General features: G+C 72.3%; 26 protein-coding genes and 1 riboswitch. Of the genes, 8 read left to right on the top strand and 18 right to left on the bottom strand.

The genetic code is table 11. The annotated features are described in order from the left end of the window. Positions 1-55: 55 nt before the first annotated feature. From AB0898_RS15700 to AB0898_RS15720, 5 genes are all read left to right on the top strand, one after another. Entirely contained in the window at positions 56-505 is a 450-nt protein-coding gene (locus AB0898_RS15700; RefSeq protein WP_366803472.1) for a DUF4186 domain-containing protein, read from the top strand. A gap of 89 nt (positions 506-594) precedes the next feature. Further along, entirely contained in the window at positions 595-2,814 is a 2,220-nt protein-coding gene (locus AB0898_RS15705) for an NADP-dependent isocitrate dehydrogenase (protein WP_366803473.1), read from the top strand. A gap of 207 nt (positions 2,815-3,021) precedes the next feature. Next, positions 3,022-4,386, top strand: coding sequence for a bifunctional o-acetylhomoserine/o-acetylserine sulfhydrylase (locus AB0898_RS15710; protein ID WP_366803474.1), 1,365 nt, complete (start codon positions 3,022-3,024; stop codon positions 4,384-4,386). Continuing rightward, a complete protein-coding gene (locus tag AB0898_RS15715) occupies positions 4,383-5,570 on the top strand; it encodes a homoserine O-acetyltransferase (protein WP_366803667.1) in 1,188 nt (395 codons plus the stop codon). Before AB0898_RS15710 ends, AB0898_RS15715 begins: the two co-directional genes overlap by 4 nt. Beyond that, positions 5,567-6,364, top strand: a complete 798-nt coding sequence (locus AB0898_RS15720; protein WP_366803475.1) for an N-formylglutamate amidohydrolase — start codon at positions 5,567-5,569, stop codon at positions 6,362-6,364. Before AB0898_RS15715 ends, AB0898_RS15720 begins: the two co-directional genes overlap by 4 nt. 188 nt (positions 6,365-6,552) lie before the next feature. Here the strand turns inward: AB0898_RS15720 and AB0898_RS15725 are convergent, their stop codons facing one another. From AB0898_RS15725 to AB0898_RS15765, 9 genes are all read right to left on the bottom strand, one after another. Further along, positions 6,553-7,929 carry an NtaA/DmoA family FMN-dependent monooxygenase gene (locus AB0898_RS15725; protein WP_366803476.1) on the bottom strand — a complete coding sequence of 459 codons (1,377 nt, stop codon included), beginning with the start codon at positions 7,927-7,929 and terminating at the stop codon, positions 6,553-6,555. 25 nt (positions 7,930-7,954) lie between these two features. Then, positions 7,955-9,202: an LLM class flavin-dependent oxidoreductase gene (locus AB0898_RS15730; RefSeq protein WP_407078347.1), complete on the bottom strand. Its 1,248-nt coding sequence runs from the start codon at positions 9,200-9,202 to the stop codon at positions 7,955-7,957. 127 nt (positions 9,203-9,329) lie between these two features. Beyond that, entirely contained in the window at positions 9,330-9,542 is a 213-nt protein-coding gene (locus AB0898_RS15735; RefSeq protein ID WP_366803478.1) for a putative leader peptide, read from the bottom strand. 47 nt (positions 9,543-9,589) lie between these two features. Further along, positions 9,590-10,612 carry an ABC transporter substrate-binding protein gene (locus AB0898_RS15740; protein WP_366803479.1) on the bottom strand — a complete coding sequence of 341 codons (1,023 nt, stop codon included), beginning with the start codon at positions 10,610-10,612 and terminating at the stop codon, positions 9,590-9,592. Positions 10,613-10,674: 62 nt separating this feature from the next. Then, the gene (locus AB0898_RS15745) at positions 10,675-11,484 is read right to left on the bottom strand and encodes an amino acid ABC transporter ATP-binding protein (RefSeq protein WP_366803480.1); all 810 of its coding nucleotides are present in this window, start codon (positions 11,482-11,484) and stop codon (positions 10,675-10,677) included. Continuing rightward, complete coding sequence (locus tag AB0898_RS15750) at positions 11,481-12,455, bottom strand: amino acid ABC transporter permease (protein WP_366803481.1); 975 nt, start codon at positions 12,453-12,455, stop codon at positions 11,481-11,483. Before AB0898_RS15750 ends, AB0898_RS15745 begins: the two co-directional genes overlap by 4 nt. A 146-nt stretch (positions 12,456-12,601) precedes the next feature. Next, complete coding sequence (locus AB0898_RS15755) at positions 12,602-12,748, bottom strand: hypothetical protein (RefSeq protein ID WP_366803482.1); 147 nt, start codon at positions 12,746-12,748, stop codon at positions 12,602-12,604. A gap of 35 nt (positions 12,749-12,783) precedes the next feature. Continuing rightward, a riboswitch (SAM riboswitch) is annotated at positions 12,784-12,893 on the bottom strand. 77 nt (positions 12,894-12,970) lie between these two features. Beyond that, positions 12,971-13,873 carry a glutathione S-transferase C-terminal domain-containing protein gene (locus AB0898_RS15760; protein WP_366803483.1) on the bottom strand — a complete coding sequence of 301 codons (903 nt, stop codon included), beginning with the start codon at positions 13,871-13,873 and terminating at the stop codon, positions 12,971-12,973. Positions 13,874-13,964: 91 nt separating this feature from the next. After that, complete coding sequence (locus AB0898_RS15765) at positions 13,965-14,105, bottom strand: putative leader peptide (protein ID WP_366803484.1); 141 nt, start codon at positions 14,103-14,105, stop codon at positions 13,965-13,967. 200 nt (positions 14,106-14,305) lie between these two features. Between AB0898_RS15765 and AB0898_RS15770 the strand changes: the two genes are divergently transcribed. Next, positions 14,306-15,160 (top strand): alpha/beta hydrolase, encoded by an 855-nt coding sequence (locus AB0898_RS15770; RefSeq protein WP_366803485.1) that lies wholly within the window; start codon positions 14,306-14,308, stop codon positions 15,158-15,160. Positions 15,161-15,198: 38 nt separating this feature from the next. On the opposite strand, the gene AB0898_RS15775 is transcribed toward AB0898_RS15770, so the two are convergent. The 9 genes from AB0898_RS15775 to AB0898_RS15815 all read right to left on the bottom strand — a co-directional run bounded on the left by AB0898_RS15775 (position 15,199) and on the right by AB0898_RS15815 (position 20,281). After that, a complete protein-coding gene (locus AB0898_RS15775; protein ID WP_366803486.1) occupies positions 15,199-16,212 on the bottom strand; it encodes an SDR family NAD(P)-dependent oxidoreductase in 1,014 nt (337 codons plus the stop codon). A gap of 90 nt (positions 16,213-16,302) precedes the next feature. Beyond that, positions 16,303-16,734, bottom strand: coding sequence for a gas vesicle protein K (locus AB0898_RS15780; protein ID WP_366803487.1), 432 nt, complete (start codon positions 16,732-16,734; stop codon positions 16,303-16,305). Continuing rightward, a complete protein-coding gene (locus AB0898_RS15785) occupies positions 16,724-16,999 on the bottom strand; it encodes a gas vesicle protein (RefSeq protein WP_366803488.1) in 276 nt (91 codons plus the stop codon). The genes AB0898_RS15780 and AB0898_RS15785 overlap by 11 nt, the downstream gene beginning before the upstream one ends. Next, positions 16,996-17,808, bottom strand: coding sequence for a GvpL/GvpF family gas vesicle protein (locus tag AB0898_RS15790; protein WP_366803489.1), 813 nt, complete (start codon positions 17,806-17,808; stop codon positions 16,996-16,998). Before AB0898_RS15790 ends, AB0898_RS15785 begins: the two co-directional genes overlap by 4 nt. Beyond that, a complete protein-coding gene (locus tag AB0898_RS15795) occupies positions 17,801-18,412 on the bottom strand; it encodes a gas vesicle protein (RefSeq protein ID WP_407078348.1) in 612 nt (203 codons plus the stop codon). Before AB0898_RS15795 ends, AB0898_RS15790 begins: the two co-directional genes overlap by 8 nt. Positions 18,413-18,478: 66 nt before the next feature. Then, positions 18,479-18,730, bottom strand: a complete 252-nt coding sequence (locus AB0898_RS15800) for a gas vesicle protein GvpG (RefSeq protein ID WP_366803490.1) — start codon at positions 18,728-18,730, stop codon at positions 18,479-18,481. 10 nt (positions 18,731-18,740) lie between these two features. Then, the gene (locus AB0898_RS15805; protein ID WP_366803491.1) at positions 18,741-19,454 is read right to left on the bottom strand and encodes a GvpL/GvpF family gas vesicle protein; all 714 of its coding nucleotides are present in this window, start codon (positions 19,452-19,454) and stop codon (positions 18,741-18,743) included. 3 nt (positions 19,455-19,457) lie between these two features. Then, a complete protein-coding gene (locus AB0898_RS15810; protein ID WP_366803492.1) occupies positions 19,458-19,925 on the bottom strand; it encodes a gas vesicle structural protein GvpA in 468 nt (155 codons plus the stop codon). Between the two features lie 38 nt (positions 19,926-19,963). Next, positions 19,964-20,281, bottom strand: coding sequence for a gas vesicle protein (locus AB0898_RS15815; RefSeq protein WP_366803493.1), 318 nt, complete (start codon positions 20,279-20,281; stop codon positions 19,964-19,966). Positions 20,282-20,555: 274 nt separating this feature from the next. Here AB0898_RS15815 and AB0898_RS15820 point away from each other — a divergent pair, with 274 nt between their 5' ends. Both AB0898_RS15820 and AB0898_RS15825 read left to right on the top strand, forming a co-directional pair. Beyond that, entirely contained in the window at positions 20,556-21,395 is an 840-nt protein-coding gene (locus AB0898_RS15820; protein WP_366803494.1) for a histone protein, read from the top strand. Positions 21,396-21,398: 3 nt separating this feature from the next. Beyond that, complete coding sequence (locus AB0898_RS15825; RefSeq protein WP_366803495.1) at positions 21,399-22,334, top strand: SRPBCC family protein; 936 nt, start codon at positions 21,399-21,401, stop codon at positions 22,332-22,334. Positions 22,335-22,338: the final 4 nt, after the last annotated feature.

The following is a 22,338-nucleotide window of genomic DNA, read 5'->3' on the forward strand; positions in this document are numbered from 1 at the left end:
TCATCGTGGCACGCCCGGTCCACGGCTCACACCACGGGGCTAAGCTCGAAATAGTATGACTTCTCCGCGCACACCCGAGCCCGAGCCCGACCTCGCCCCCGACGCCGTCCCCACCCCCGCGCCGTTCACCCCGCCCTCCCCCGCCGCCCTGGACGCCCGGCTCGACTCGATCACCCGGCAGCCGTTCCGTGCCAAGTTCCACCTGCGCGGGCGGGACCGGGCGACCGCCGAGCTGAAGGGCCCGGCGACGATCCGCTGGCACGCCTACGACCTGATCGCCAAGCGACTGGCGCCCGCGCGGCCGTACAAGGACGGCAAGCAGACGCCGTACAAGGGGCACCCCGTCTTCGTCGCGCAGCACGCCACCGGCACCTGCTGCCGTACCTGTCTGCTGCGGTGCCACGGAATCGGGAAGGACCGTGACCTCACCCGCGCCGAGCACGTGTACGTCGTGGACGTGATCTGCCGCTGGATCGAGCGGGAGATGACCGGGACCGGCCGCTGACCGGTCGGCGGCGGACCCCTGTCGAAGCGCGTGCGGTCACGAGATATCTTGATGTCGAGCAATGTTGCAGACGTGGAGCGGAGCACCCGGTGACTGACTCGACCATCATCTACACCTACACGGACGAAGCGCCGGCCCTGGCGACCCATTCGTTCCTGCCGGTGATCCAGGCGTACGCCGCCCAGGCCGGTGTGCCCGTGGACACCCGCGACATCTCGCTGGCCGGGCGCATCATCGCCGTCTTCCCGGAGTACCTGACCGAGGACCAGCGCATCCCGGACGCGCTCGCCGAGCTGGGCGAGCTGGCCAAGACCCCCTCGGCCAACATCGTCAAGCTGCCGAACATCTCGGCGTCCATCCCGCAGCTCAAGGCCGCCGTCGCCGAGCTGCAGGCCAAGGGCTACGCCCTGCCGGCCTACCCCGAGGACCCGAAGACCGACGAGGAGCGCGAGATCCGCGCCCGGTACGACAAGATCAAGGGTTCCGCCGTGAACCCGGTCCTGCGTGAGGGCAACTCCGACCGCCGCGCCCCCGCCTCGGTGAAGAACTACGCCAAGACCCACCCGCACCGCATGGGCGCCTGGACCCCCGAGTCCAAGACCAACGTGGCCACCATGGGTGAGAACGACTTCCGCTCCACCGAGAAGTCCGTGGTGATCGCCGAGGACGGCACGCTCCGCATCGAGCTGGTCGCCGAGGACGGCACCACCACCGTGCTGCGCGAGTCGGTACCGGTCCGCAAGGACGAGGTCGTCGACGCCTCCGTGCTGCACGTGGCCGAGCTGGAGCGCTTCCTCGCCGCGCAGGTCGCCCGCGCGAAGGAGGAGGGCGTTCTCTTCTCCGTGCACCTCAAGGCCACGATGATGAAGGTCTCCGACCCGATCATCTTCGGTCACGTGGTGCGCACGTTCTTCCCGAAGACGTTCGCGAAGTACGGCGAGACGCTCAAGGCGGCCGGTCTGTCCGCGAACGACGGCCTCGGCGGCATCCTCAAGGGCCTGGAGGCCCTGCCCGAGGGCGCCGAGATCAAGGCGTCCTTCGACGCCGAGCTGGCCGAGGGCCCGGCCCTCGCCATGGTCGACTCGGACAAGGGCATCACCAACCTGCACGTCCCCTCGGACGTCATCGTGGACGCCTCCATGCCCGCGATGATCCGCACCTCCGGCCACATGTGGGGCGCCGACGGCCAGGAGCACGACACCCTCGCGGTGATCCCGGACTCCTCCTACGCCGGTGTCTACCAGGCCGTCATCGAGGACTGCCGCGCCCACGGCGCCTACGACCCGTCCACCATGGGCTCGGTCCCGAACGTCGGCCTGATGGCGCAGAAGGCCGAGGAGTACGGCTCCCACGACAAGACCTTCGAGGTTCCGGTCGCGGGCACCGTCCGCGTGGTCGACGCGAGCGGCGACGTCCTCATCGAGCAGCCGGTCGCCGCGGGCGACATCTTCCGCGCCTGCCAGACCAAGGACGCCCCGATCCGTGACTGGGTCAAGCTGGCCGTCACCCGCGCCCGTGCCACCGGCGACCCGGCCGTGTTCTGGCTGGACGCCGAGCGCGCCCACGACGCCAACCTGATCGCCAAGGTGGAGGAGTACCTCCGGGACCACGACACCGAGGGCCTGGACATCAAGATCCTGTCCCCCGTCGAGGCCGCCAAGCTGTCGGTGGAGCGCATCCGCCGCGGCGAGGACACCATCTCGGTCACCGGCAACGTGCTGCGCGACTACCTGACCGACCTGTTCCCGATCCTGGAGCTGGGCACCAGCGCCAAGATGCTGTCGGTCGTCCCGCTGATGGCGGGCGGCGGCCTGTTCGAGACGGGCGCGGGCGGCTCCGCCCCCAAGCACGTCCAGCAGCTCGTCAAGGAGAACTACCTGCGCTGGGACTCCCTCGGCGAGTTCTTCGCCCTGGTCCCCGCCTTCGAGCAGTACGCCGAGACCACCGGCAACGCCCACGCCAAGGTCCTCGCCGACACCCTCGACCGCGCCACGGCGACCTTCCTCGACGAGGACAAGTCCCCGACCCGTCGCGTCGGCGGCATCGACAACCGCGGCAGCCACTTCTTCCTCTCCCTGTACTGGGCGCAGGAGCTGGCCAAGCAGACCGACGACGCCGACCTGGCCAAGGCGTTCGCCCCGCTCGCCGAGGCCCTCGCGGCCGACGAGCAGAAGATCGTCGAGGAGCTGCTCGCCGTGCAGGGCTCCCCGGCCGACATCGGCGGCTACTACAAGCCGGACGCGGCCAAGGCGGACGCGGTCATGCGCCCGTCGGCCACCTGGAACGCGGCGCTCGCGTCCCTGAGCTGATCAAGGCGTAGTGCCACCGTGCCCCGGCCGGGCTCTCCGGCCGGGGCACGGTCGTACCTGTCGGTAGTACTTCCACGGCATTGCCCCGTGTTGCGCCGCCGTGCCGAACATGAAGTCCTCGTGTCACGGTTCACGCCGGACTGTCCGTTACCGGCCACCCGTGTTCTTCTCGTCGCGAGTCCGCGCCCGACCCGCACGAGGAGCACCATGAGCAGGCAGCCCATCGACTCGGTCACCGCAGGCCACACCCCCGACGAGAGCCCCACGGGACCCGACACCTCGGCCTGGTCCTTCGAGACCCGGCAGATTCACGCGGGTGCCGTGCCCGACCCGGCGACCGGGGCGCGGGCCACGCCGATCTACCAGACGACGTCCTTCGTCTTCGAGGACACCCGGCACGCGGCCGGCCTGTTCTCGCTCGCGGAGCCCGGCAACATCTACACCCGCATCCACAACCCCACCCAGGACGTGTTCGAGCAGCGCGTCGCCGCCCTGGAGGGCGGGGTCGCGGCCGTCGCGCTCGCGTCCGGGCAGGCCGCCGAGACGCTGGCGATCCTCACGCTGGCGGGCGCGGGCGACCACATCGTCTCCAGCACCTCGCTGTACGGCGGGACGTACAACCTGTTCCGGCACACCCTGCCGAGGCTCGGCATCGAGGTGTCGTTCGTGGACGACCCCGACGACCTGGACGCCTGGCGGGCGGCGGTCCGGCCGAACACCAAGGCGCTGTTCGCGGAGACCCTCGGCAATCCGCGCGGAAACGTCCTCGACGTACGCGGCGTCGCGGACGTCGCGCACGACGCGGGCGTGCCGCTGATCGTGGACAACACGGTCCCGACGCCCTATCTGCTGCGGCCGATCGAGCACGGCGCGGACATCGTGGTGCACTCCGCGACCAAGTTCCTCGGCGGGCACGGCACGACCATCGCGGGTGTCGTGGTGGACGGCGGGACCTTCGACTTCGGCGCCCACCCGGAGCGGTTCCCGGACTTCAGCGAGCCCGACCCGAGCTACCACGGGCTGCGCTACTGGCCCGCGCTCGGACCCGGCGCCTTCGCGGTCAAGCTGCGGGTGCAGCTGCTGCGCGACCTCGGCCCGGCGCTCTCCCCGCACTCGGCGTTCCTGCTGCTCCAGGGCGTGGAGACGCTGAGCCTGCGCCTGGAGCGGCACTCCTCCAACGCACTCGCGCTGGCCGAGTGGCTCCAGGGCCGCGACGAGGTGGCCGCCGTCCACTACCCGGGCCTTGAGTCCAGCCCGTGGTACGAGGCCGGACGGAAGTACCTCCCGCGCGGCTCGGGCGCGGTCGTCTCCTTCGAGCTGCGGGACGGGGTGGAGGCGGGCAAGCGGTTCGTGGACGCGGTGGAGCTGTTCAGCCATCTCGCCAACATCGGTGACGTGCGCAGCCTGATCATCCACCCCGCCTCCACCACCCACAGCCAGCTGGACGAGGAGCAGCTGGCGGCGACGGGCACCTCGCCGGGGCTGGTGCGCCTCTCGGTGGGTCTGGAGAGCGTGGCCGACCTGAAGGCGGACCTGGAGGCCGGGTTCCGCGCGGCCAAGGGCGCCTCCTGAGCACGGTCCCGGCGACGCCGGACCACGCCCTCCCGCCGGCCGCCGCCACCGGCGCCTGGCGGGAGGGCGATCCCGTCGGACGACGGCGGTGGTACGCGGCGGGGGCTCCGCTGCCTTTGGAGGCGGGCGGTGAACTGCCCGGTGTGCGGCTGGCGTTCGAGACCTGGGGACGGCTCGCCCCGGACCGCTCCAACGCCGTGCTGGTGCTGCACGCGCTGACCGGGGACAGCCATGTGGCGGGTCCCGCGGAGCCCGGGCATCCCTCCCCCGGCTGGTGGGACGCGCTGGTCGGGCCCGGCCGGGCGCTGGACACCGACCGCTGGTTCGTCGTCGCGCCGAACGTGCTCGGCGGCTGCCAGGGCAGCACGGGACCGGCCTCCGTACGGCCCGGCGCCGGGCGGCCCTGGGGCGGGGCGTTCCCGTTCCTGACCCAGCGGGACCAGGTGGCGGCGGAGGCGGGCCTCGCGGACGCGCTCGGGATCGGCCGGTGGGCGCTGGTCGTCGGCGGCTCGATGGGCGGGATGCGCGCGGTGGAGTGGGCGGTCTCGCATCCTGGGCGCACGGGTGCCCTGCTGCTGCTCGCCACCTCGGCGGAGGCGAGCGCGGAGCACATAGCCTGGGCGGACATCCAGCTCCGGGCCATCCGCGACGACCCGCACTGGCAGGGCGGCGACTACCACGACACCGGGCGTGGCCCGCTCGCCGGGCTCGGCCTGGCCCGCCGGGTCGCCCACGTCACCTACCGCGCCGAGCCGGAGCTCCAGGCCCGCTTCGGACGCCTCCCGCAGGGCGCGGAGGACCCCTGGCACGGCGGCCGCTACCGGGTGGCGTCCTACCTCGACCACCACGCCGACAAGCTCAACCGCCGCTTCGACGCGGCCAGTTACGTGGTGCTGACCGAGGCGATGAACGCCCACGATGTGGGCCGGGGCCGCGGGGGTACACGGGCCGCGCTCGCCAGGGTGAGCGCGCCCACCCTGGTCGCCGGGGTGGACTCCGACCGGCTCTACCCCCTGGCCCAGCAGGAGCGGCTGGCCGCGCTGATCCCCTCGGCGGACCGGGTCCGGGTGGTGGAGTCGGCGTACGGACACGACGGCTTCCTGATCGAGACGGAGCAAGTGGGCACAATGGTGCGGGAATTGCTCGCATCATCCGCGCCGACCCGTCCCGGGAGTGATCCGTGACCCCACGCCCGTTCGCCCTGCTGCCCGGCGCCGCCGCCTCGCCCGTGCTGCTGCACGTCCCGCACGCGGCGCGGGCGATCCCGGACGACGCGCGCGCGGGCCTCGTCCTCGACGACACGGCACTGGCACGCGAGCTGGACCACATCACCGACGCCCACACCGACACCCTCGCGGAACGGGCCGCCGCGCTGGCGGGTCTGCGGCCCTGGCGGTTCGTCAACCGGCTCTCCCGGCTGGTCGTGGACCCGGAGCGGTTCCCGGACGAGCGCGAGGAGATGCTCGCCGTGGGCATGGGCGCGGTGTACACCCGGACCACGCACCACGAGCCGCTGCGCCCCGAGCCCGCCGACGCCGGTCCCCTGGTCGGGCGGTACTTCGAGCCGTACGCCGAGGCGATGACCCGTGCGGTGGCCGGACGCCTCGCCGCGACCGGCCGGGCCGTCGTCATCGACGTGCACTCCTATCCGGCGAAGCCGCTCCCCTACGAGCTGCACCAGGACGCCCCGCGCCCCGCCGTCTGCCTCGGCACGGACCCCTTCCACACCCCGCCGGAGCTGACCGGGGCGGCCCGGGCCGCGTTCGCGCGCTGCGGCGACATCGGCCTGGACAGCCCGTTCAGCGGAACCTATGTACCGCTCGCCCACTACGGCGTGGACCGGCGGGTGAGCGCCCTGATGGTGGAGATCCGCCGGGACACCTACATGACCGAGCCGGGCGGCCCGGCGGGACCGGACCTGGAGCAGCTGGCCGCCGCCTTGGCGGAACTGGTGGACACGGTGAGCGGCGGAGCCTGAGGACCGGATCGGGGTGGAGGGCGCCCCGGCCTTCGGTGTCACCAACCGGTCGCCGCGCCGGCGGACCTGCGGGGCGCGGTGGGTCCGCGCCGCCCAAAGCTCGCAGCGAGGTGGTCGGCACCGTCCGACGGCCGGAACCCGGCAGGGCGGCACCCCCTGCCTCGCGGACCGCCGGACGGCACTCCCGTTCAGGACGCGGCCCGCTCCGTCCCCGCACCGGCGTCCGGGTGGGCCAGCCCCAGGTGTTCGCGCAGGGTCGTCCCCTCGTACTCGGTGCGGTACACGCCCCGTTCCTGGAGCAGCGGCACCACCCGGTCGGCGAACGGGTCGAGCCCGCCCGGGGTGATGTGCGGGACGAGGATGAAGCCGTCGGAGGCGTCGGCCTGCACGAACTCGTCGATGGTGCGGGCGACGGTGGCCGGGGAGCCCACGAAGGTCTGCCGGTTGCCGGTGTTGATCACCAGGTCGCGGAGGGACCAGCCGTTGGTCTCGGCCAGCTCGCGCCACTCACGGGCGATGGCCACCGGGTCGCGGTACATCCGCACCTGGGCCCGCCCCCGGGATATGTGCTCCTCGCTCACCACCGGGTCCACCTCGGGCAGCGGTCCCTCCGGGTCGTAGGCGGACAGGTCGCGGTTCCAGACGAACTCCAGGTGCTTGAGGGCGGTGGCCCCGCTGACCTGCTGCCGGCGCACCTCGCGGGCCAGCTCGGCGGCCTCCTCGTCGGTGTCGCCGAGCACGAAGGTCGCGGCGGGCAGGATGAGCAACTGGTCCGGCGTACGGCCGTACTTGGCGAGGCGCCCCTTGACGTCGGCGTAGAAGCGGCGGCCCTCCTCCAGGGTGGCGTAGCGGCTGAAGATGGCGTCGGCGTCGGAGGCGGCGAACTCGCGGCCCTCGTCGGAGTCGCCGGCCTGGAAGATCACCGGGCGGCCCTGCGGGGAGCGGGGCACGTTGAAGCGGCCGTGGATGTCGAAGTGCTGCCCCTGGTGGGTGAAGGCACCGGCCTTGGCGTCCCGGAGGAAGGCGCCGGTGGCGGGGTCGGCGAGGATCTCGTCGCCGTGCCAGGAGTCGAAGAGTTCGTTCGCGGTGGCCAGGAACTCCTTGGCGCGGGAGTAGCGCTCCTCCTGCGGCAGGAAGCCGCCCCGGCGGAAGTTCTCGCCGGTGAAGGCGTCCCAGGAGGTGACCACGTTCCAGGCGGCGCGGCCCGCCGAGAGGTGGTCGAGGGAGGCGAACTGGCGGGCCACCTCGTACGGCTCGTTGAAGGTGGAGTTGATGGTGCCGGTCAGGCCGAGCCGGTCGGTGACGGCGGCGAGCGCGGCGAGGACGGTGAAGGTGTCGGGGCGGCCCACCACGTCCAGGTCGTATATCTCGCCGCCCTGTTCGCGCAGCCGCAGTCCCTCCGCGAGGAAGAGGAAGTCGAACTTGGCGCGCTCGGCGGTGCGGGCGAAGTGTGCGAAGGAGCTGAACTCGATGTGGCTGCCGGCCTCCGGGTCGCTCCACACGGTGGTGTTGTTGACCCCGGGGAAGTGCGCGGCCAGGTGCACCTGCTTCTTGGGCTTGCTCATGGCGTCGGGTCTCCTCTCCGGTGGCTCAGGCGGCGTAACGGTTGGCGGGGCGGTCCAGGCCGAGGAGACCGCGCAGGGTGCGGGCCTCGTAGGCCGTGCGGAAGCGGCCGCGGCGTTGCAGCTCGGGCACCAGGCCGTGGCTGATCCGGGGCAGGTCGTGCCCGGTGACGGCGGGCCGCAGCCGGAACCCGGTGAGCCCGCTCGCGGCCAGCTCCTCCAGCAGATCGGCGAGTTGGACGGCCGTCCCGGTGAAGACACGGGCGTCGCTGGTGTACGGCTCGCCCGCGAGGTCGTCCAGGCGTCCGCGCCGGTCCCGTGCCTCGGCCTCCGTGTCGCCGAGGAAGACGACGAGGTCGCCGAAGACGTGCAGGGGCTCCCCGGCACGCCCCGCCGCGTCCTGCTCGGCGCGTATCTCGGCGACTGTCCCCCGCGCGTCGGCCGCGTCGTACGGGGTGACGTAGCCGATGTCGGCCTGGCGGGCGACCAGCCGGTAGGGCACGGTCTGGTGGGCCAGGGCCGTGACCAGGGGCTGCCCCTGGGGCGGACGCGGGGTGATGGAGGGACCCTTGACGCTGAAGTGGCGGCCCTCGAAGTCGATGTAGTGCAGCTTCTCGCGGTCGATGAAGCGGCCGGTGGCCGTGTCCCGGATCTCGGCGTCGTCCTCCCAGCTGTCCCAGAGCCTGCGGATCACCTCCACGTAGTCGGCGGCCTCGTCGAACAGGGGCGTCACCGCCTCCTGGGCGGCGGGGGTGTCGTAGGCGTCGAGGGGGTCGAAGACCCGGCGGCCGAAGTGGCCGGCCTCGTCGGGGCGGGCGCTGATCCGCACCCGGACGCCCGCGCGGCCGGTGCTGACGTAGTCGAGGGTGGCGATCGCCTTGGAGATGTGGAACGGCTCCGTGTGCGTGACCACCACCGTCGGGACCAGACCTATGTGCTGGGTGAGGGGGGCGACGCGCGCGGCGATGAGGACGGCGTCGAGCCTGCCGCGCACCTGGTCGGTGCGGTCGTCGGGCCGGAGGGGGTGCGCGGACTGCGGGGCGAGGCCGTCCTCGATGGTGACGAAGTCGAGGAGTCCGGCCTCGGCCTCGGCGACCTGGCCGGCCCAGTACGCGGCGGTGAACAGCTCGCCGGGGCGGGCGGCCGGGTCGCGCCAGGAGGCGGGATGCCAGCCGGTGCCGTCGAGGGCGACGGCGAGATGCAGTCGGGAAGCGGGGGATGCGGAGACAGAGGGCACGAGGAACGCCTTCCTTGAGGGTCCTTGCGTGGGCGGCATGAGAAGTGCGGGGGCGGCGCGGGTGGCTGAGCACGGGACGCCCCGGCCCGTGCGCGGCGGGTGCGCGGTGCGTGGTGCGCGGTGGACGCCGAAGCGCGTGGCGGGACCGGGGTCCGGCAGGTGCGGGTCAGGCGCGACAGAGCGCGCCGGCCACCCGCTGCAGGTCTATGTGCGGCCGGGAGTGCAGCAGGACGGAACGGGCGGTCCTCAGCAGGCGCGGGCACGGCACACGGTCGAGTCCTCGCGGCATCTCCCCCACCCCCTCCGGCTGTGTCTCCTCGCGTCCCGTCATGAGGGCCAACGCCCGGTCGGCGGAACGTGTTCCCGACACGCCGAACATCACCCGTTCGCTTTTCCGCAGCAGGTCAGCAGCGTGTCCGTGGCACGTCAGGAGTTGTCCAGCGGCAGTCCGGGCGGGTTGATCTCGGCCTTGGTGACCGCCTCGTTGGTCAGGTTGTAGGCGGCGAGCCACTTGGCGTACTGCCCCGAGTCGATCAGATGGTTCAGGGCGTCCGCGATGGGCTTCACGAGCCCGCTGTCCTTCTTGGTGGTGGCCGCGATCAGCCCCTGGAGCCGGGCGCCCGCGCCGGAGTAGGTGCCCGCGCCGCGGGTCGGGGAGGGCGACCCGGCGGACCTCTTGACGTGGTAGGCGATCCCGGGGTTGGCCGCGAAGTAGGCGTCGATGCGGCCGCCGGTCAGCGCGAGGTAGGTGGCGTTCTTGCTGGCGAAGTTCTTGACGGTGAGGGTCTTGCCCTCCTTCTTCAGCTTGTCCCGCCATTCGAGGAGGATCTTCTCCTGGTTGGTGCCGTTGTCCACGGCGACCGTCTTCCCGGCCAGGGTGCGGTAGTCGCCGCCGAAGTTCCAGGTGCTCTTCTTCAGCACCTCGAAGCCGACGTTGTCCTTGCGGTAGGAGGCGAAGTCGTACTTCCGCTTGCGTTCCTCGGTGTCGGTGATGTTGGCGAAGCCGACGTCGGCCTTGCCGCTGTCGATGCCGACGAACATGTTCTCCCAGGTGTAGTTGCCGATCTCGGGCCGCAGGCCGAGCACGGCGGCGACCAGCCGGGCGAGGTCGGGCTCGGCGCCGGTCAGCGTCTTCTGGTCGGAGCCGACGAAGGCGAGCGGCGGGAAGCCGTCGGGCAGTGCGCCGACCGCGACCTTCAGCGTGCCGTTCTTCCGTACGGCGGCGGGGAGTTCGGCGCTGATCGACTTCACCTCGGCGACCTTGAGCCGGGTCTCGGTGGCGGCGCCGTTGGACACCTTCCCCACGGTGACGGTGCCCCGCGCGTCGGTCGTGGTCGCGGCGTCGCTCCGGCCACCGCAGGCGGCGAGCAGAGTGGCGAGGAGGGCGGCGGTGGTCGCCGCGACGGTACCGCGCACCGCATGGCGCCGGGTGAGAGGGTGACGGGGCATGGCTGTCCTTGTCCTTGGTGTCAACAGGGGTTTCCGCAAGAGGAGTTACCGCGTGGGGGAGGTCAGAGGACCTTGCTCAGGAAGTCGCGGGTGCGTTCGTGCCGGGGCTTGTCCAGCACCTCGGAGGGCGGCCCCTGTTCGACGATGCGGCCGTCGTCGATGAAGACGACCCGGTCGGCGACCTCGCGGGCGAAGCCGATCTCGTGGGTGACGATGACGAGCGTGGTGCCGCCGAAGGCCAAGTCCTTGATGACGGCGAGGACTTCGCCGACGAGTTCGGGGTCGAGCGCGGAGGTCGGCTCGTCGAAGAGGATGATGCCGGGCCGCAGCGCGAGGGCCCGTGCGATGGCCACCCGCTGCTGCTGGCCTCCGGACAACTGGCGCGGATAGGCGCCGGCGCGGTCCGCGAGCCCCACCCGGCCGAGGAGTTCGCGGGCGAGTTCCCTCGCCTCGGTCCTGCCGAGCCGGCCGGTGGCGACGGGCGCGGCGGCGACGTTGTCGAGGGCGGTCAGATGCGGGAACAGGTTGAAGTTCTGGAAGACGAACCCGATCCGGCCGCGCTGCGCGAGGATCGCCCGCTCGCTCAGCTCCTTGAGCCGGCCCCGGCTTCCGCGCCGTACGCCGATCAGCTCGCCGCCGACGCTGACGTGGCCGATCTCGGGCTTCTCCAGATGGTTGACGACGCGCAGCAGCGTGGACTTGCCCGAGCCGGAGGGGCCGAGGATGACGGTGACCTCGCCGGGCCGCACGGTCAAGTCGATGCCGTCGAGGACGCGTTGGGCCCCGTACCACTTGTGCACGCCGTGGATCTCCAGCGCGGCGGGGGCGGTGTCCTGGGCGGCGGGGGCGGTGTCGTGTGCGGCGGGGGTCATACGGCGCTCTCCTCACGCAGCCGGGCGCGGAGTCCGGCGAGGGCGGTGCGGGCTCTGCGCAGCGGGGTCGGGGGCAGGGCGCGGGTGGCGCCGCGTGCGAAGTACCGCTCGACGTAGTACTGCACGACGGACACGGCGCTGGTCAGGATCAGGTACCAGACGGTGGCGACGAGCAGCAGCGGCACGATGTCGCCGGGGTAGGTGCTGCCCATGCTCTGCACGGTGCCGAAGAGGTCGAGCAGGGAGACGTAGAAGACCAGGGACGTGCTCTTGACCAGGCCGATGAGCTGGTTGACGTAGTTCGGCACGATGGACCGCAGCGCCTGCGGGAGGACGATCCGGGTGAACTGGTAGCGCCGGGGCAGGCCGAGGGCGGCGGCCGCCTCGTGCTGGCCCTGGTCGACGGAGAGCAGCCCGCCGCGCACGACCTCGGCGGCGTAGGCGGCCTCGTTGAGGGCGAGCCCGATCACGGCGACCGTCATGTCGGTGGCGAGCCGGGACTCGTCGAAGGTGACGAACGCGGGCCCGAAGGGGACGCCGAGGCTCACAGTGCGGTACAGGGCGCTGAAGTTGTAGAGGAAGATCAGGACGACGATCAGCGGCACCGAGCGGAACAGCCAGACGTACGTCCAGCTCACCACCCGCAGCACCGGGCTCCCGGAGAGCCGTCCGAGGGCGAGCACGATACCGCCCAACAGCCCGAGCACGGCGGCCAGTCCGGTCACCTCAAGGGTGACGAGGAGTCCGTCGAGGACGGCGGGCCGCAGGAACCAGTAGCGGAAACGGCCCCATTGGTAGAAGGGGTTGGTGGCGAGCCCATGCCCGATCTGGGCGACCAGCACGAGGACGACGGCGGTGGTGATCCAGCGTCCGGGCCTGCGCAGGGGCTGAACTCGCTGTGCTCTCAGTTGTTTTGACGGTGTGTCGGATATGGGCGCGGCGGTGACGACGACGCCTGGTGGTTCGCTCATGGGAGGGCGGCTCCGGCGGATTTCGGTGTCCCGGGGATGCGCGGGGCCGTACGGCGGTCACGACGGCGTACGGCACACGGCGCGCGGCGGACGGCACACCGCTGGGCGGGGTGCGTCGCGAACCAGCGTGAGAGAGAAGGGGGCTGTCAGCCCTGACAGCGGCCCGGCGCCGTACACAGCGCGCTGCTGACCCGGAGCAGATCGACGGCGCGGTCGGCGACGAGGAGCCCGGCGTACGCCGGCACGCGACGGCCGTGGGAGCGGCGTTCGGCCGTCCTGGGGGTCGCGTTCATGGCGTCACCTGTTCACTGTCCAGGCCCCGCGGGGCCCCTCGCGCTTACCGAAGTCGTCGTCGGTCCGGTCGTCACCTGGGGCACCCCACCGCGATGCGAGGGTTGCCGGTCAGCGAGCCAGGGCTTGGCGCTGACGCTCATGACCGTTCTGTGCGGCAAGTAAGGCATTCGGCCGCTCGAATGTCAACGGTTGTCCGGCAGTTGGACCCTGCCGGACCGCTCTCACCTGCGCGGAGTGTGCGGGAGGGCGGTGGCGTGCGCGGCCCAGTCCAGGATCTGGACGGCCGCGCCGGCCGCTTCGAGACCCTGGCAGTGGCCGTGGTGCCGGCGGGCGATGCCGTCGAGGTCGAGGTGGGTGCCGAAGGCGGGGTGGGCGGCGAGCCGGCGGGCGTACGCCCACAGGGCCGGGTGGTCCGCGATGCGGTGGACGGCGGAGGCGTCGAGGTGGCAGCGGTGCACGGTGTCGAGCTGGACCAGGCAGACCCAGAGGTGGAGGTCGGCGGCCGTGATCCTGCCGTCGACCAGGAAGTCCTCGCCGGTCAGCCAGCGCTCCAGGCGGCCCAGGGCGTTCAGCAGCGCGTCGAGCGCGGCGGCGCGTGCGGCGGGGTCGGTGTCGGCGGCGCCGGCGTACTGCGCGTTCTGCTCGATCTCCTCGGCGCAGAGGCGTTCGACGGCCTCGATGGTGGACTCCCAGCCCGTGGGGTGGAGGGGCTCGCCGCGGTGCGGGAGGTGGTCGAGGTCGCGCAGGATGCCGGGGGCGTGGACGCTGACGATGCGGCCGGACCAGTCGTCGCTGAGCACGGGGGCGTGCGCGGGCCCGGTGTAGTGGTGGGCGCTCGCCTCGTACAGCGGGCGCAGCGCGGCGTGGCCGCCGGCGGGACAGTCGGGGACGGCGGGCAGCAGGGTGACCGGACAGGCGTCGCCGAGGCCGAGGAGGCTGTGGCCGATGGCGAGCCGGAGGCCGTCGGCGCAGGCGGTGGAGAGGTGGAGCCGGTAGCGGTGGGCGACGGCGTAGTGGCCGCTGCCCGTGTCCCGGCCGATGCGGCCCCGGAAGGGCGCGGCGGGGGTGCGGTGCGCGGAGGTGACGGCGGCGAACGGGGTGGCGGAAAGCGGAGTGATGGACATACGTCTCCCCTGGGTGGACGGGCACGCGGAGAATGCGCGCGACGGCGGAAACGGCGTCGGTGGGGGCGTCGTCGCCCCGACTGAAAAGGCCTCAGACCCGGCTGACAGCGCTGGAGACGCGCAGGAGGTCGATGTGCCGACGGGAGGTGAGCAGGGGGGAGTCGACGATCCGGAGCGGCACGCACGACGCCCCGCGGCCCACCGGGCCGGAGACCGTCACCAGGCGCACCATGTTTCCCTACCTGTTCACTAGGCTTCCCTATGGCGAGTGTCGGGGCGCCCCGGCGCAACGTCAAGAGGGCGTTCACACCCGATGACCGCTTTCCCCATCGGCGGCTTCGCGGCGACGGCGTGAGCGGCCCACAGCCCACGGAGGACACCGAGGGGCACACTCATGACGCCCACCGCCGGAGGCTTACGTAGCATCGCCCCATGAGCCAAGTCCTCACCATCGCCCGCCCGCCCGGCGTCCAGGGAGTCCGGCTGGAGACCGGGCGGGGTGCTTTCGCCGCGCTCGCCGCCGTGCCGGACGGGGCCGCTCGGCGGGGCACCGCGCTGCTCGTGCCGGGGTTCAACGGCAGCAAGGAGGACTTCCTGCCGTTGCTGCCGGGGCTGAGCGAGGCGGGGTACGCGGTGTACGCCGTGGACCAGCGCGGGCAGTACGAGACGGGTCCGGCGTCCGCCGCCCCGGCCTACGACAGTGACTCCGCCGCCGCGGACGCGACGGCACTCGCCGAAGCCCTCGACGCCGGTCCGGTGCATCTGGTGGGGCACTCCTACGGCGGCCTGGTGTCCCGCCTGGCCGTACTCAACAGCACCGCCCCCGAGGCGACCTGGGTCTCGCTCACGCTGATGAACTTCGGCCCGGCCGAGGTCGGGACGCCCACGCGGGAACGCCTTGAGCTGCTGCTCGACGCGCTCGGCAGCATGGCCGTACCCGACCTGTGGCCGTATCTGCGCCCCGCCGAGGACGGCATCCCCGCGGACGTGCTGGCGTTCCTCTCCGAGCGCTGGGCGCGCAACGAACCCGAGGCCCTGCGGCTCGCGGCACGGCAGCTGCTGACCGAGCCCGACCGCACAACCGGCCTCAAGGACAAGGGAGTTCCGCTCTCCGTCGTCTTCGGCACCCCGGACGACACCTGGTCGGAGCGGGAGGCGGCGGCCATGGCGGACGCCCTCGGCGCACCGTTCACGGAGATCCCGGAGGGCGGCCACTCCCCCAACGTGCGGCGCCCGGCGGCGGTGATCGAGGCGCTGACGGGCTTCTGGTCGTCGCTCGCGCCGTAGGGACCCGCAGAACACCCCTCAACCAAGCAGAGCACCCTTCACGCACTCGTCGGCGGCCCCGGGCGCCCCTGGTTGTACCTCCGTGCCGCCCGGTCGTTTAGCGCGCTCCCGGCGGCCCGCGCCGCCCGCGCCCACACGGGACCGCGCCGGACCCGCAGCACGTGCCCCTGCCACATCGTCCCGCGCGCGGCGGCCCCCGCGTCCACCGGCGCCGCGGGCAGCACGCGGGCCGCGAGGCCGCTCGCCCGGGTCGTGAGGTCGGGCGCCACTCCGTGCGCGAGGGAGGCGAGGCGGGCGGCGGGGGTGAGCACCAGCCGGGGGCGGCGGCGCTCGACGGCCCGTACGATCCGCCGCGCCGCCCGCTCCGCGTCCATGGACAGCAGGGGCGCGCCGGCGAGGGCGGAGAACCAGGCGTATTCCGCCTCCGCCCGGCCGCCGAACTCCGCCTGGAGGTGCGAGCCGGTGCGCATCAGCCCGGGGTGCACGGTCGTCACGCTCACCGCGCTGCCCGCCGTCTCGGCGCGCAGCCCCTCGCCCAGCGCGCGTACGGCCGCCTTGGCGCACGAGTACGGCACCATGTGCGGCACCGACAGCAGCCCGCCGACCGAGCCGACGAGCCCGAGCCGGCCGCCGACCGGACTGCGGCGCAGATACGGAAGGGCGGCCAGGGACGTGTTCAGGGCGCCCTCGAAGATGGTGGCGGAGGCGTCGCGGAAGGCCCGGTTCCCGGCGATCTCGGCGGGGGCGACCTGGATGACACCGGCGTTGGCGATCACCACGTCGAGCCCGCCGGACGCCTCGGCCGTTCTCCGCAGCGCGTCCGCCACCGCGTCCGGGTCCCGTACGTCGCACGGGACGAGACCCACCCGGCGCCCGGTCCGCTCCCGCATCCAGTGCGCGGCCCGCACCAGTTCGTCGGTGTCCCGGGCGAGCAGGGTGACCCGGCAGCCCCGCCGGACCAGGCACTCGGCCATCAGCAGCCCGAGTCCCCGGGACGAGCCGGTCACCAGGGCCGACAGGCCATGGGGCATGGTGTACCGGGGAACCGCCATGTCCTCACCTCTTCCCCGCGCCGCGCGCACCGGGACGCCCGGGCGCGGCACGCCCGCCGAGTACCCGCACACCGGGACGTCAACAGGGGCTCAGTCGCCCGGCGGCAGCAGCGGCCCCAGCGGGCCGAGGTCGAGGTTGAGGTCCTCCATGGTGAGCCCGTACCGCGCGCACAGGCCGTTCATCCGGTCGTGCAGGATCATCAGCGTGGCCCCGAGCCGCTCCTCCTGCTCCTCGGTGAGGTCCCCCTGGTCGACGCGGTGCAGCGCCTGCCGCTCCATGAGCTGGCGCAGCAGTTCGACCAGGGTGAGGACCAGCCGGACGAGGTCCCGCTCGACGGTGTCGGGGTCGGAGCTGATCCGGCGCGCCGGTGCGGGGTCCCGGCCGCCGGAGGGGGGCAGGTCGCCGGGTGCGGCGGGCAGCAGCCGGAAGGCACGCGCGGCGGCCTCGGCCACCTCGGCGAACCGGTCCCGGGCGGCCTCGCCGGAACGCCCTTCGGCGCCGCCCGTCTCCTCAGCCGCCATGCTCGTCCCCCGGCCCCGCCGGCAGCGCGAACGGCGACGGGCTGCCCTCCCCGATGGACACGATCAGCGCCCGCAGCGACACCCGCACCAGGTCGATGTCGGCGATGGACAGCACCACGTCCCCGGTGATGACGACCCCGCCGCTCAGCAGCCGGTCCAGCAGGTCGATGAGCGCGACCTGCCGCTGCGCCGGCGGATCGCCCGAGGACGAAGACGAAAACGGCGACGGCGACGGCGACGGCGACGGTACGGATGACGCGCTCACGGCACCGCACCCGCCGACGCGTCCTCGTGCCCGGCGGGCATGGCGAAGGAGTACGGCACCCAGGGCCCCGTGACCTCCACCCGCACACCCGGCAGCCCCTCGGCGGCGCGCCCCGCCTCGGCGCGGAACTCCTCGGAGTCCTCGCGCGCCACGAGATAGGCGTCGTTGACGACGTTCTCGCCCGCCCCGCCCGCCAGGGCGCCCTGCTGCACCCGGTGCCGGGCCCGCTCGACGGCGTACCGCCGCCCGGCCGTCTCGACCGCGGCCGCGGCCTGGTGCGCGGCCCGGTGCACGCTGTCGCGGTGGGTCTGCTGCCGTCTGCGTCCGCGCAGGTACGAGCGGCCGGGGCTCAGCTCCGCCGCCTGTCCGTCCTCGGGTTCGGGCGCGGCCGACGCGGGGTCGGCGTAGACCTTCACGCCCCACTCGACGTGCCCGGCCAGCAGACCGAGCCGGGACGCGAACAGCTCCCGTCCCTCGTCGAGGACGTCCCGCGCCCGCGCGTCGTCCAGGTACACGGTCGCCAGGCGCAGCGGCAGTACGGTCGTACGGGCGCCCAGGGTCTCGATCACCCGGTGGTGGGCGCGGGCGACGGCCTCCAGCCAGTCCAGGTCCTCCAGATGCCGGGCGAGGGCGTCCTCGCGGAAGTCCTCGGCGGGCACCCGCCCGGTCACGAGCCGCAGTGTGTCGTCGTGGGCGCAGGTCAGCAGCCGTACGGGAGCCCCGGCCACCCCGTCGAGCGCGGCGGCGGTCTCGTCCAGACCGTCGGCGGCGCGGGCCACGGCGTACGCGTAGGTGAGGAGGTCACTCATCGCGGGTCCGCCGGCGGGTACGGGTCGTACGCGGTCGCTCCGCGCGCGAGCGTTCGGTGCGGGAACGTTCCGTCCGCGAGCGTGACCTCTTCGGACGCGGTTTCTCCTCGGGCTCGGCCGGCTCCTCGGGCTCGGCCGGCTCCTCGGCCTCCTCCGGCTCTTCGATGTCGGCCGGTTCCTCCTCGTCGGCTTCGTCGTCGGCCGGCTCGTCGGCCTCGACGAGTTCGCCGACCGCGACCGTCTCACCGGTCCCGGCGAGTTCGCGCTCCTGCCGCAGCACGTCGATCTCCTCGCGCAGCCGCCGGTTCTCCTCGGCCAGCGAGCGCTGTCCCTCGCCCCGGCTGCGCGAGGACAGCGCGGGATCGTGCTCCCACCAGTCGATGCCCATCTCCTTCGCCTTGTCGACGGAGGCGACGAGCAGCCGGAGTTTGATCGTGAGCAGTTCGATGTCGAGCAGATTGATCTGGATGTCGCCCGCGATGACGATGCCCTTGTCGAGCACCCGTTCCAGGATGTCGGCGAGGTTGGCGGAGGAGCCCTGCCCGTACGGCGGCGCCGCCCGCGAGGGGTAGGAGCCGAGCCGGCTGGCCATGGGGTCGGTCACGGTGATGCCTCGTGTTCCGTCGGTGCCGGGTGCCGGGTGCGGGAGCCCCGGGTGCCGGGTGCCGGGTCAGGCCTGTCCGGCCTGCCGGTGGGCGCGGATCTCCTCCAGCCGGTCCAGGAGTTCGTCCTCGCGCCGGTCGAAGGTCTCCTCGTCGATCTCCCCGGCGACCAGCCGCCGTTCCAGGTCGGCGAGTTCACGCTTGACGGGCGTCGGGTCGTAGTACTCGTTCTCCGCCGCCTCCAGGACGCGCTCCATCACCCAGCCGACACCGCGCACCGGCGCGAGCGGCAGGGTCGCGAGCTGTGTGAAGAGACCCATGGGGCTGTCCTCATACGAAGCTGTAAGGGGGAAGGGGGCCGTGCAGCCGCAGGTCGAGGTCGTCGCCCAGCTGATGCGCGACGCTCAACTCGGTGGTCAGGAAGGCCTCTTCCTGATCTTCGGGCACCAGGAAGGACACGCTGAGGAAGTCCTCGCCGGTCGGCTGGGTGGAGTCCACGTCCCGCGCGAACGGGCGCAGCGCCTCGACCACTCCGGTGGCCAGCGCCTCCTGCCGCGCCTGCACCTCCCGCGCGACCATCTCGCCCAGCCGCACGGGCGCGCCGACATCGGCCGTACCGGCGCGGATCGCGTCGTTCAGCTCCCGGGCCTCGCTCGACTCCTCGAGGATCAGCCGCAGCAGGCTGTCCTCGTCCTGCGTCGCCTTCAGGTGATATTCGGAGCACCCTTCGAGTGCCCGCAGCCGCTCGGTGTATTCGTCGGCGCGCTCCTCAAGGGCGGCCCGTACAGCGTCGTCGTCCTCCGCGACCAGCCCGAAGCGCAGCGGCAGTACGGTGCCGTCGGCCATGAGGCGTTCCTGCACCTCCTGGTGCGCGCCGATGTCACGCCGCTTGGGGCGCAGGTTCTCGGGCGCGTCGCTGACGACGGCACACAGCGCGCCCGCGGTCACGGCGCGCAGGCCGGACGGGTCCTCGCCGACGCCGCGCAGCCCGTCGAGCCGCAGCGGGTGCTGTTTTCCGGTGACGGAGTAGATGTATACGGCCATGGCTCATTCCTTCTCGCGGGCCGAACTCCGCTCCCGCCGGGAGGACCGCCGGGCCGGGCGCCGCTTCCTCTCCACGGGCTCCTCCTCTTCCTCCTCGTCCTCGTCACCGCCGGCCGTGCCCTTCAAGGAGTCGGTGACCGCCTCGACGGCACCGGTGATCGCGCCCTTGGACTTGCCCTGGGCGCCGCTCTCCATCGAGTCCCCGACGATGTCGGTCAGCTGGGCGGGGGCCTTCCGGCCGGATTCGAGGTCGAGCCGGTTGCATGCCTCCGCGAACCGCAGATACGTGTCGACGCTGGCCACGACCACGCGGGCGTCGATCTTCAGAATCTCGATCCCGACCAGGGACACCCGGACGAACACGTCGATGACGAGTCCCCGGTCGAGGATGAGCTCCAGGACGTCGTAGAGGTTTCCGCCACCGCCGCCGCCCTGGGCGACCGGTCCTCCGCCTTGTGGCACCAGGCTCATGGCGCCTCTCCCTTCACCGGCCGCCCGGGCGCCTCGCCTCAGCCTCGCCGGTCGATCTGTCCTCGGGTGTAGCGGCGGGTCCTCTCGTACGCCATGAGGTCGCCCTCCTTGTCGAGGGTGACCCGGTATGTGGCCATCACACTGGTGGTCTCGGGGACTCGCTCCAGTTCGAGTACCTCGACATCGGCTTCCCACCCGTCATCGGTGGGTTTCAGTGCGGAAACCGACTCCGGGGAGCGGCCGAGCAGCTCCTGCAGCTGCTCGGCGGCGGTGCGCATGGCCCACGCGGCGTTGCCCTTGCCGGAGGCGCGGCCGCCGCCGGCACGGCGCTTGGCGGGTTCTTCTGCTGCGGCCATGGTCTCTCCGTGATCGGATCTCTCCGCGGGTTCGGAGCGGGCGCCATAATCCACGCGCGAACATACAATTTCATCATAACGGCGTATATGCCGCATGAAGGTCGGCCGGTGCCGCACCAGCGCACCGCGGCGGACACGTGCGGCGCGTGCGCGCATCCGTCTGCGCCGTTCGCTGTCCGTCTATGTCTACGTCTACGTCTCATGATCGCGGGCTGGGCCCGGGGCTGTCGCCGGGAGAGCGGGCACCCGTCCTGCCGCTCTGGAGGACCGTTTCATGAACGACACGACCAAGATCGCTCTCGCCGCCGCGGTCGCGGGTGGCTATGTGCTGGGGCGCACCAAGAAGGCGCGGCTCGCCTTCGGCCTCGCGACGTATCTCGCGGGGCGCCGCTTCGGCCTCAACCCCCAGCAGTTGCTGACCGAGGGCCTGGGACGTCTCGGCGAGGTACCGGGCGTCTCCGAGCTGAACGAGCAGGTGCGCGGCGAGCTGCTGAGCGCGGGCCGCAAGGCCCTGGCCGCCACCGCCGACCGCCGGCTGGCCGACCTCGCCGACTCCCTGCACGAGCGCACGCGGCGCATCGGGGAGAAGGACGAGGAGGAGGAAGAAGAGGAGTACGACGAGGAGGAGCCCGGCGAGGAGGAGCCGGAAGAGGAGTTCGAGGAGGCGGAGTTCGAGGAGGAGGAAGAGGAGCCCGAGGAGGACGAGGAGGAGGAACCGGAAGAGCCGGAGGAGCCGGAGGCCGAGGAAGAGGAGCCCGGCGAGGAGGAAGAAGAGGAAGAGGAGGAACCGGAAGAGCCGGAACCGCCGCGCCGGCGCCGTCCGGCCGCGAAGAAGCAGGCCGCGCCGTCCCGCAAGGCGGCCCCCGCGAAGAAGGCCCCGGCCAAGAAGCCACCCGCCGCGAAGAAGGCTCCGGCGAAGAAGGCGCCCGCCAAGAAGGCGCCGGAGAAGAAGGCGGCGAAGAAGTCCGCCCCCGCCGCGAAGAAGCAGGCACCGAAGAAGGCGGCGGCCAAGAAGGCGCCCGCGAAGAAGGCCCCGGCCAAGAAGGCGGCTCCCGCGAAGAAGAGCGCGGCGAAGAAGACGTCCGCCAAGAAGACCGCCGGGCGGGGGAGGTAGGCCATGGCTGCCAAGGAAGGCGTCAAGGACAAGGCACCGGACTCGGGCCTGGACATGCTGCGCGACGAACTCGTCGACTACCTCGGCGCCCAGGCGGAGCACCTCGTCGAGAAGACCGGCGACCGGCTGGCCGATCTGACGGAGCAACTGCTCGACACCGCCGACAACGGCGGCTTCCTCACCGGAGTGGGCGGCCGCCTCCTCCAGGGCGAGTCACCGCTGAAGGCGATCGTCGGCGAGAAGGCCTCGAACCTCAAGGACAGCCTGCTCGGCAAGGCGAAGGACGTGTTCGGCAACGGGAAGGGCAAGGGCAAGTCGGGGACTACCAAGGTCATGAACATGATCGAGGTCCTCGATGTGGGCGTGCCGCTCCGCAAGGCCTACGACCACTGGACGGAGTACGGCGAGTTCAGCGGCTTCACCAAGGGCGTCCGCAGTGTCAGCCAGCACGGCGAGGTCGACAGCGACTGGAAGGTGAAGGTAGGCCCTTCGACCCGCGGCTGGAAGGCCACCGTGGAGACGCAGATCCCCGACGACCGCATCGTCTGGAGCTCCGAGGGCGCCAAGGGCACCACGCGCGGCTGCGTCAGCTTCCACGAACTCGCGCCCAGTCTCACCCGCATCGTCCTGGTCGTCGAGTACTACCCCTCCGGCTTCTTCGAGAAGACCGGCAACATCTGGCGAGCCCAAGGCCGCCGCCTCCGCCTGGACTTCAAGAACTTCCAGCGCTACGTGACCTTCACCGACAAGGACGCCGAAGGCTGGCGCGGCGAAATCCGCGACGGCGAGGTGGTCCGCACCCACGAGGAGGCGCTGGAGGAGGAAGAGGAGGAGGAGTACGAGGACGAGGAGTCCCCGGAGGAGGAAGAGGACGAGGACGACGGCGAATACGAGGACGAGGACGAGGAGTTCGAGGACGAGGAGGAAGAGGAGGCCTGAACGG

This window comes from Streptomyces sp. NPDC005435 (assembly GCF_040703155.1).
Taxonomy (GTDB): Bacteria; Actinomycetota; Actinomycetes; order Streptomycetales; family Streptomycetaceae; genus Streptomyces.

Bases quoted from the DNA above. Each gene is read 5' to 3' on its own strand.
- AB0898_RS15760 (WP_366803483.1), bottom strand. From the start codon at position 13,873: ATGTCCATCACTCCGCTTTCCGCCACCCCGTTCGCCGCCGTCACCTCC.
- AB0898_RS15730 (WP_407078347.1), bottom strand. From the start codon at position 9,202: ATGCCGCCCACGCAAGGACCCTCAAGGAAGGCGTTCCTCGTGCCCTCT.
- AB0898_RS15710 (WP_366803474.1), top strand. From the start codon at position 3,022: ATGAGCAGGCAGCCCATCGACTCGGTCACCGCAGGCCACACCCCCGAC.
- AB0898_RS15825 (WP_366803495.1), top strand. From the start codon at position 21,399: ATGGCTGCCAAGGAAGGCGTCAAGGACAAGGCACCGGACTCGGGCCTG.
- AB0898_RS15750 (WP_366803481.1), bottom strand. From the start codon at position 12,455: ATGAGCGAACCACCAGGCGTCGTCGTCACCGCCGCGCCCATATCCGAC.
- AB0898_RS15780 (WP_366803487.1), bottom strand. From the start codon at position 16,734: ATGGCGGCTGAGGAGACGGGCGGCGCCGAAGGGCGTTCCGGCGAGGCC.
- AB0898_RS15755 (WP_366803482.1), bottom strand. From the start codon at position 12,748: ATGAACGCGACCCCCAGGACGGCCGAACGCCGCTCCCACGGCCGTCGC.
- AB0898_RS15725 (WP_366803476.1), bottom strand. From the start codon at position 7,929: ATGAGCAAGCCCAAGAAGCAGGTGCACCTGGCCGCGCACTTCCCCGGG.
- AB0898_RS15700 (WP_366803472.1), top strand. From the start codon at position 56: ATGACTTCTCCGCGCACACCCGAGCCCGAGCCCGACCTCGCCCCCGAC.
- AB0898_RS15790 (WP_366803489.1), bottom strand. From the start codon at position 17,808: ATGAGTGACCTCCTCACCTACGCGTACGCCGTGGCCCGCGCCGCCGAC.
- AB0898_RS15775 (WP_366803486.1), bottom strand. From the start codon at position 16,212: ATGGCGGTTCCCCGGTACACCATGCCCCATGGCCTGTCGGCCCTGGTG.
- AB0898_RS15820 (WP_366803494.1), top strand. From the start codon at position 20,556: ATGAACGACACGACCAAGATCGCTCTCGCCGCCGCGGTCGCGGGTGGC.
- AB0898_RS15805 (WP_366803491.1), bottom strand. From the start codon at position 19,454: ATGGCCGTATACATCTACTCCGTCACCGGAAAACAGCACCCGCTGCGG.
- AB0898_RS15740 (WP_366803479.1), bottom strand. From the start codon at position 10,612: ATGCCCCGTCACCCTCTCACCCGGCGCCATGCGGTGCGCGGTACCGTC.
- AB0898_RS15815 (WP_366803493.1), bottom strand. From the start codon at position 20,281: ATGGCCGCAGCAGAAGAACCCGCCAAGCGCCGTGCCGGCGGCGGCCGC.
- AB0898_RS15800 (WP_366803490.1), bottom strand. From the start codon at position 18,730: ATGGGTCTCTTCACACAGCTCGCGACCCTGCCGCTCGCGCCGGTGCGC.
- AB0898_RS15765 (WP_366803484.1), bottom strand. From the start codon at position 14,105: ATGGTGCGCCTGGTGACGGTCTCCGGCCCGGTGGGCCGCGGGGCGTCG.
- AB0898_RS15810 (WP_366803492.1), bottom strand. From the start codon at position 19,925: ATGAGCCTGGTGCCACAAGGCGGAGGACCGGTCGCCCAGGGCGGCGGC.
- AB0898_RS15745 (WP_366803480.1), bottom strand. From the start codon at position 11,484: ATGACCCCCGCCGCACACGACACCGCCCCCGCCGCCCAGGACACCGCC.
- AB0898_RS15770 (WP_366803485.1), top strand. From the start codon at position 14,306: ATGAGCCAAGTCCTCACCATCGCCCGCCCGCCCGGCGTCCAGGGAGTC.
- AB0898_RS15735 (WP_366803478.1), bottom strand. From the start codon at position 9,542: ATGTTCGGCGTGTCGGGAACACGTTCCGCCGACCGGGCGTTGGCCCTC.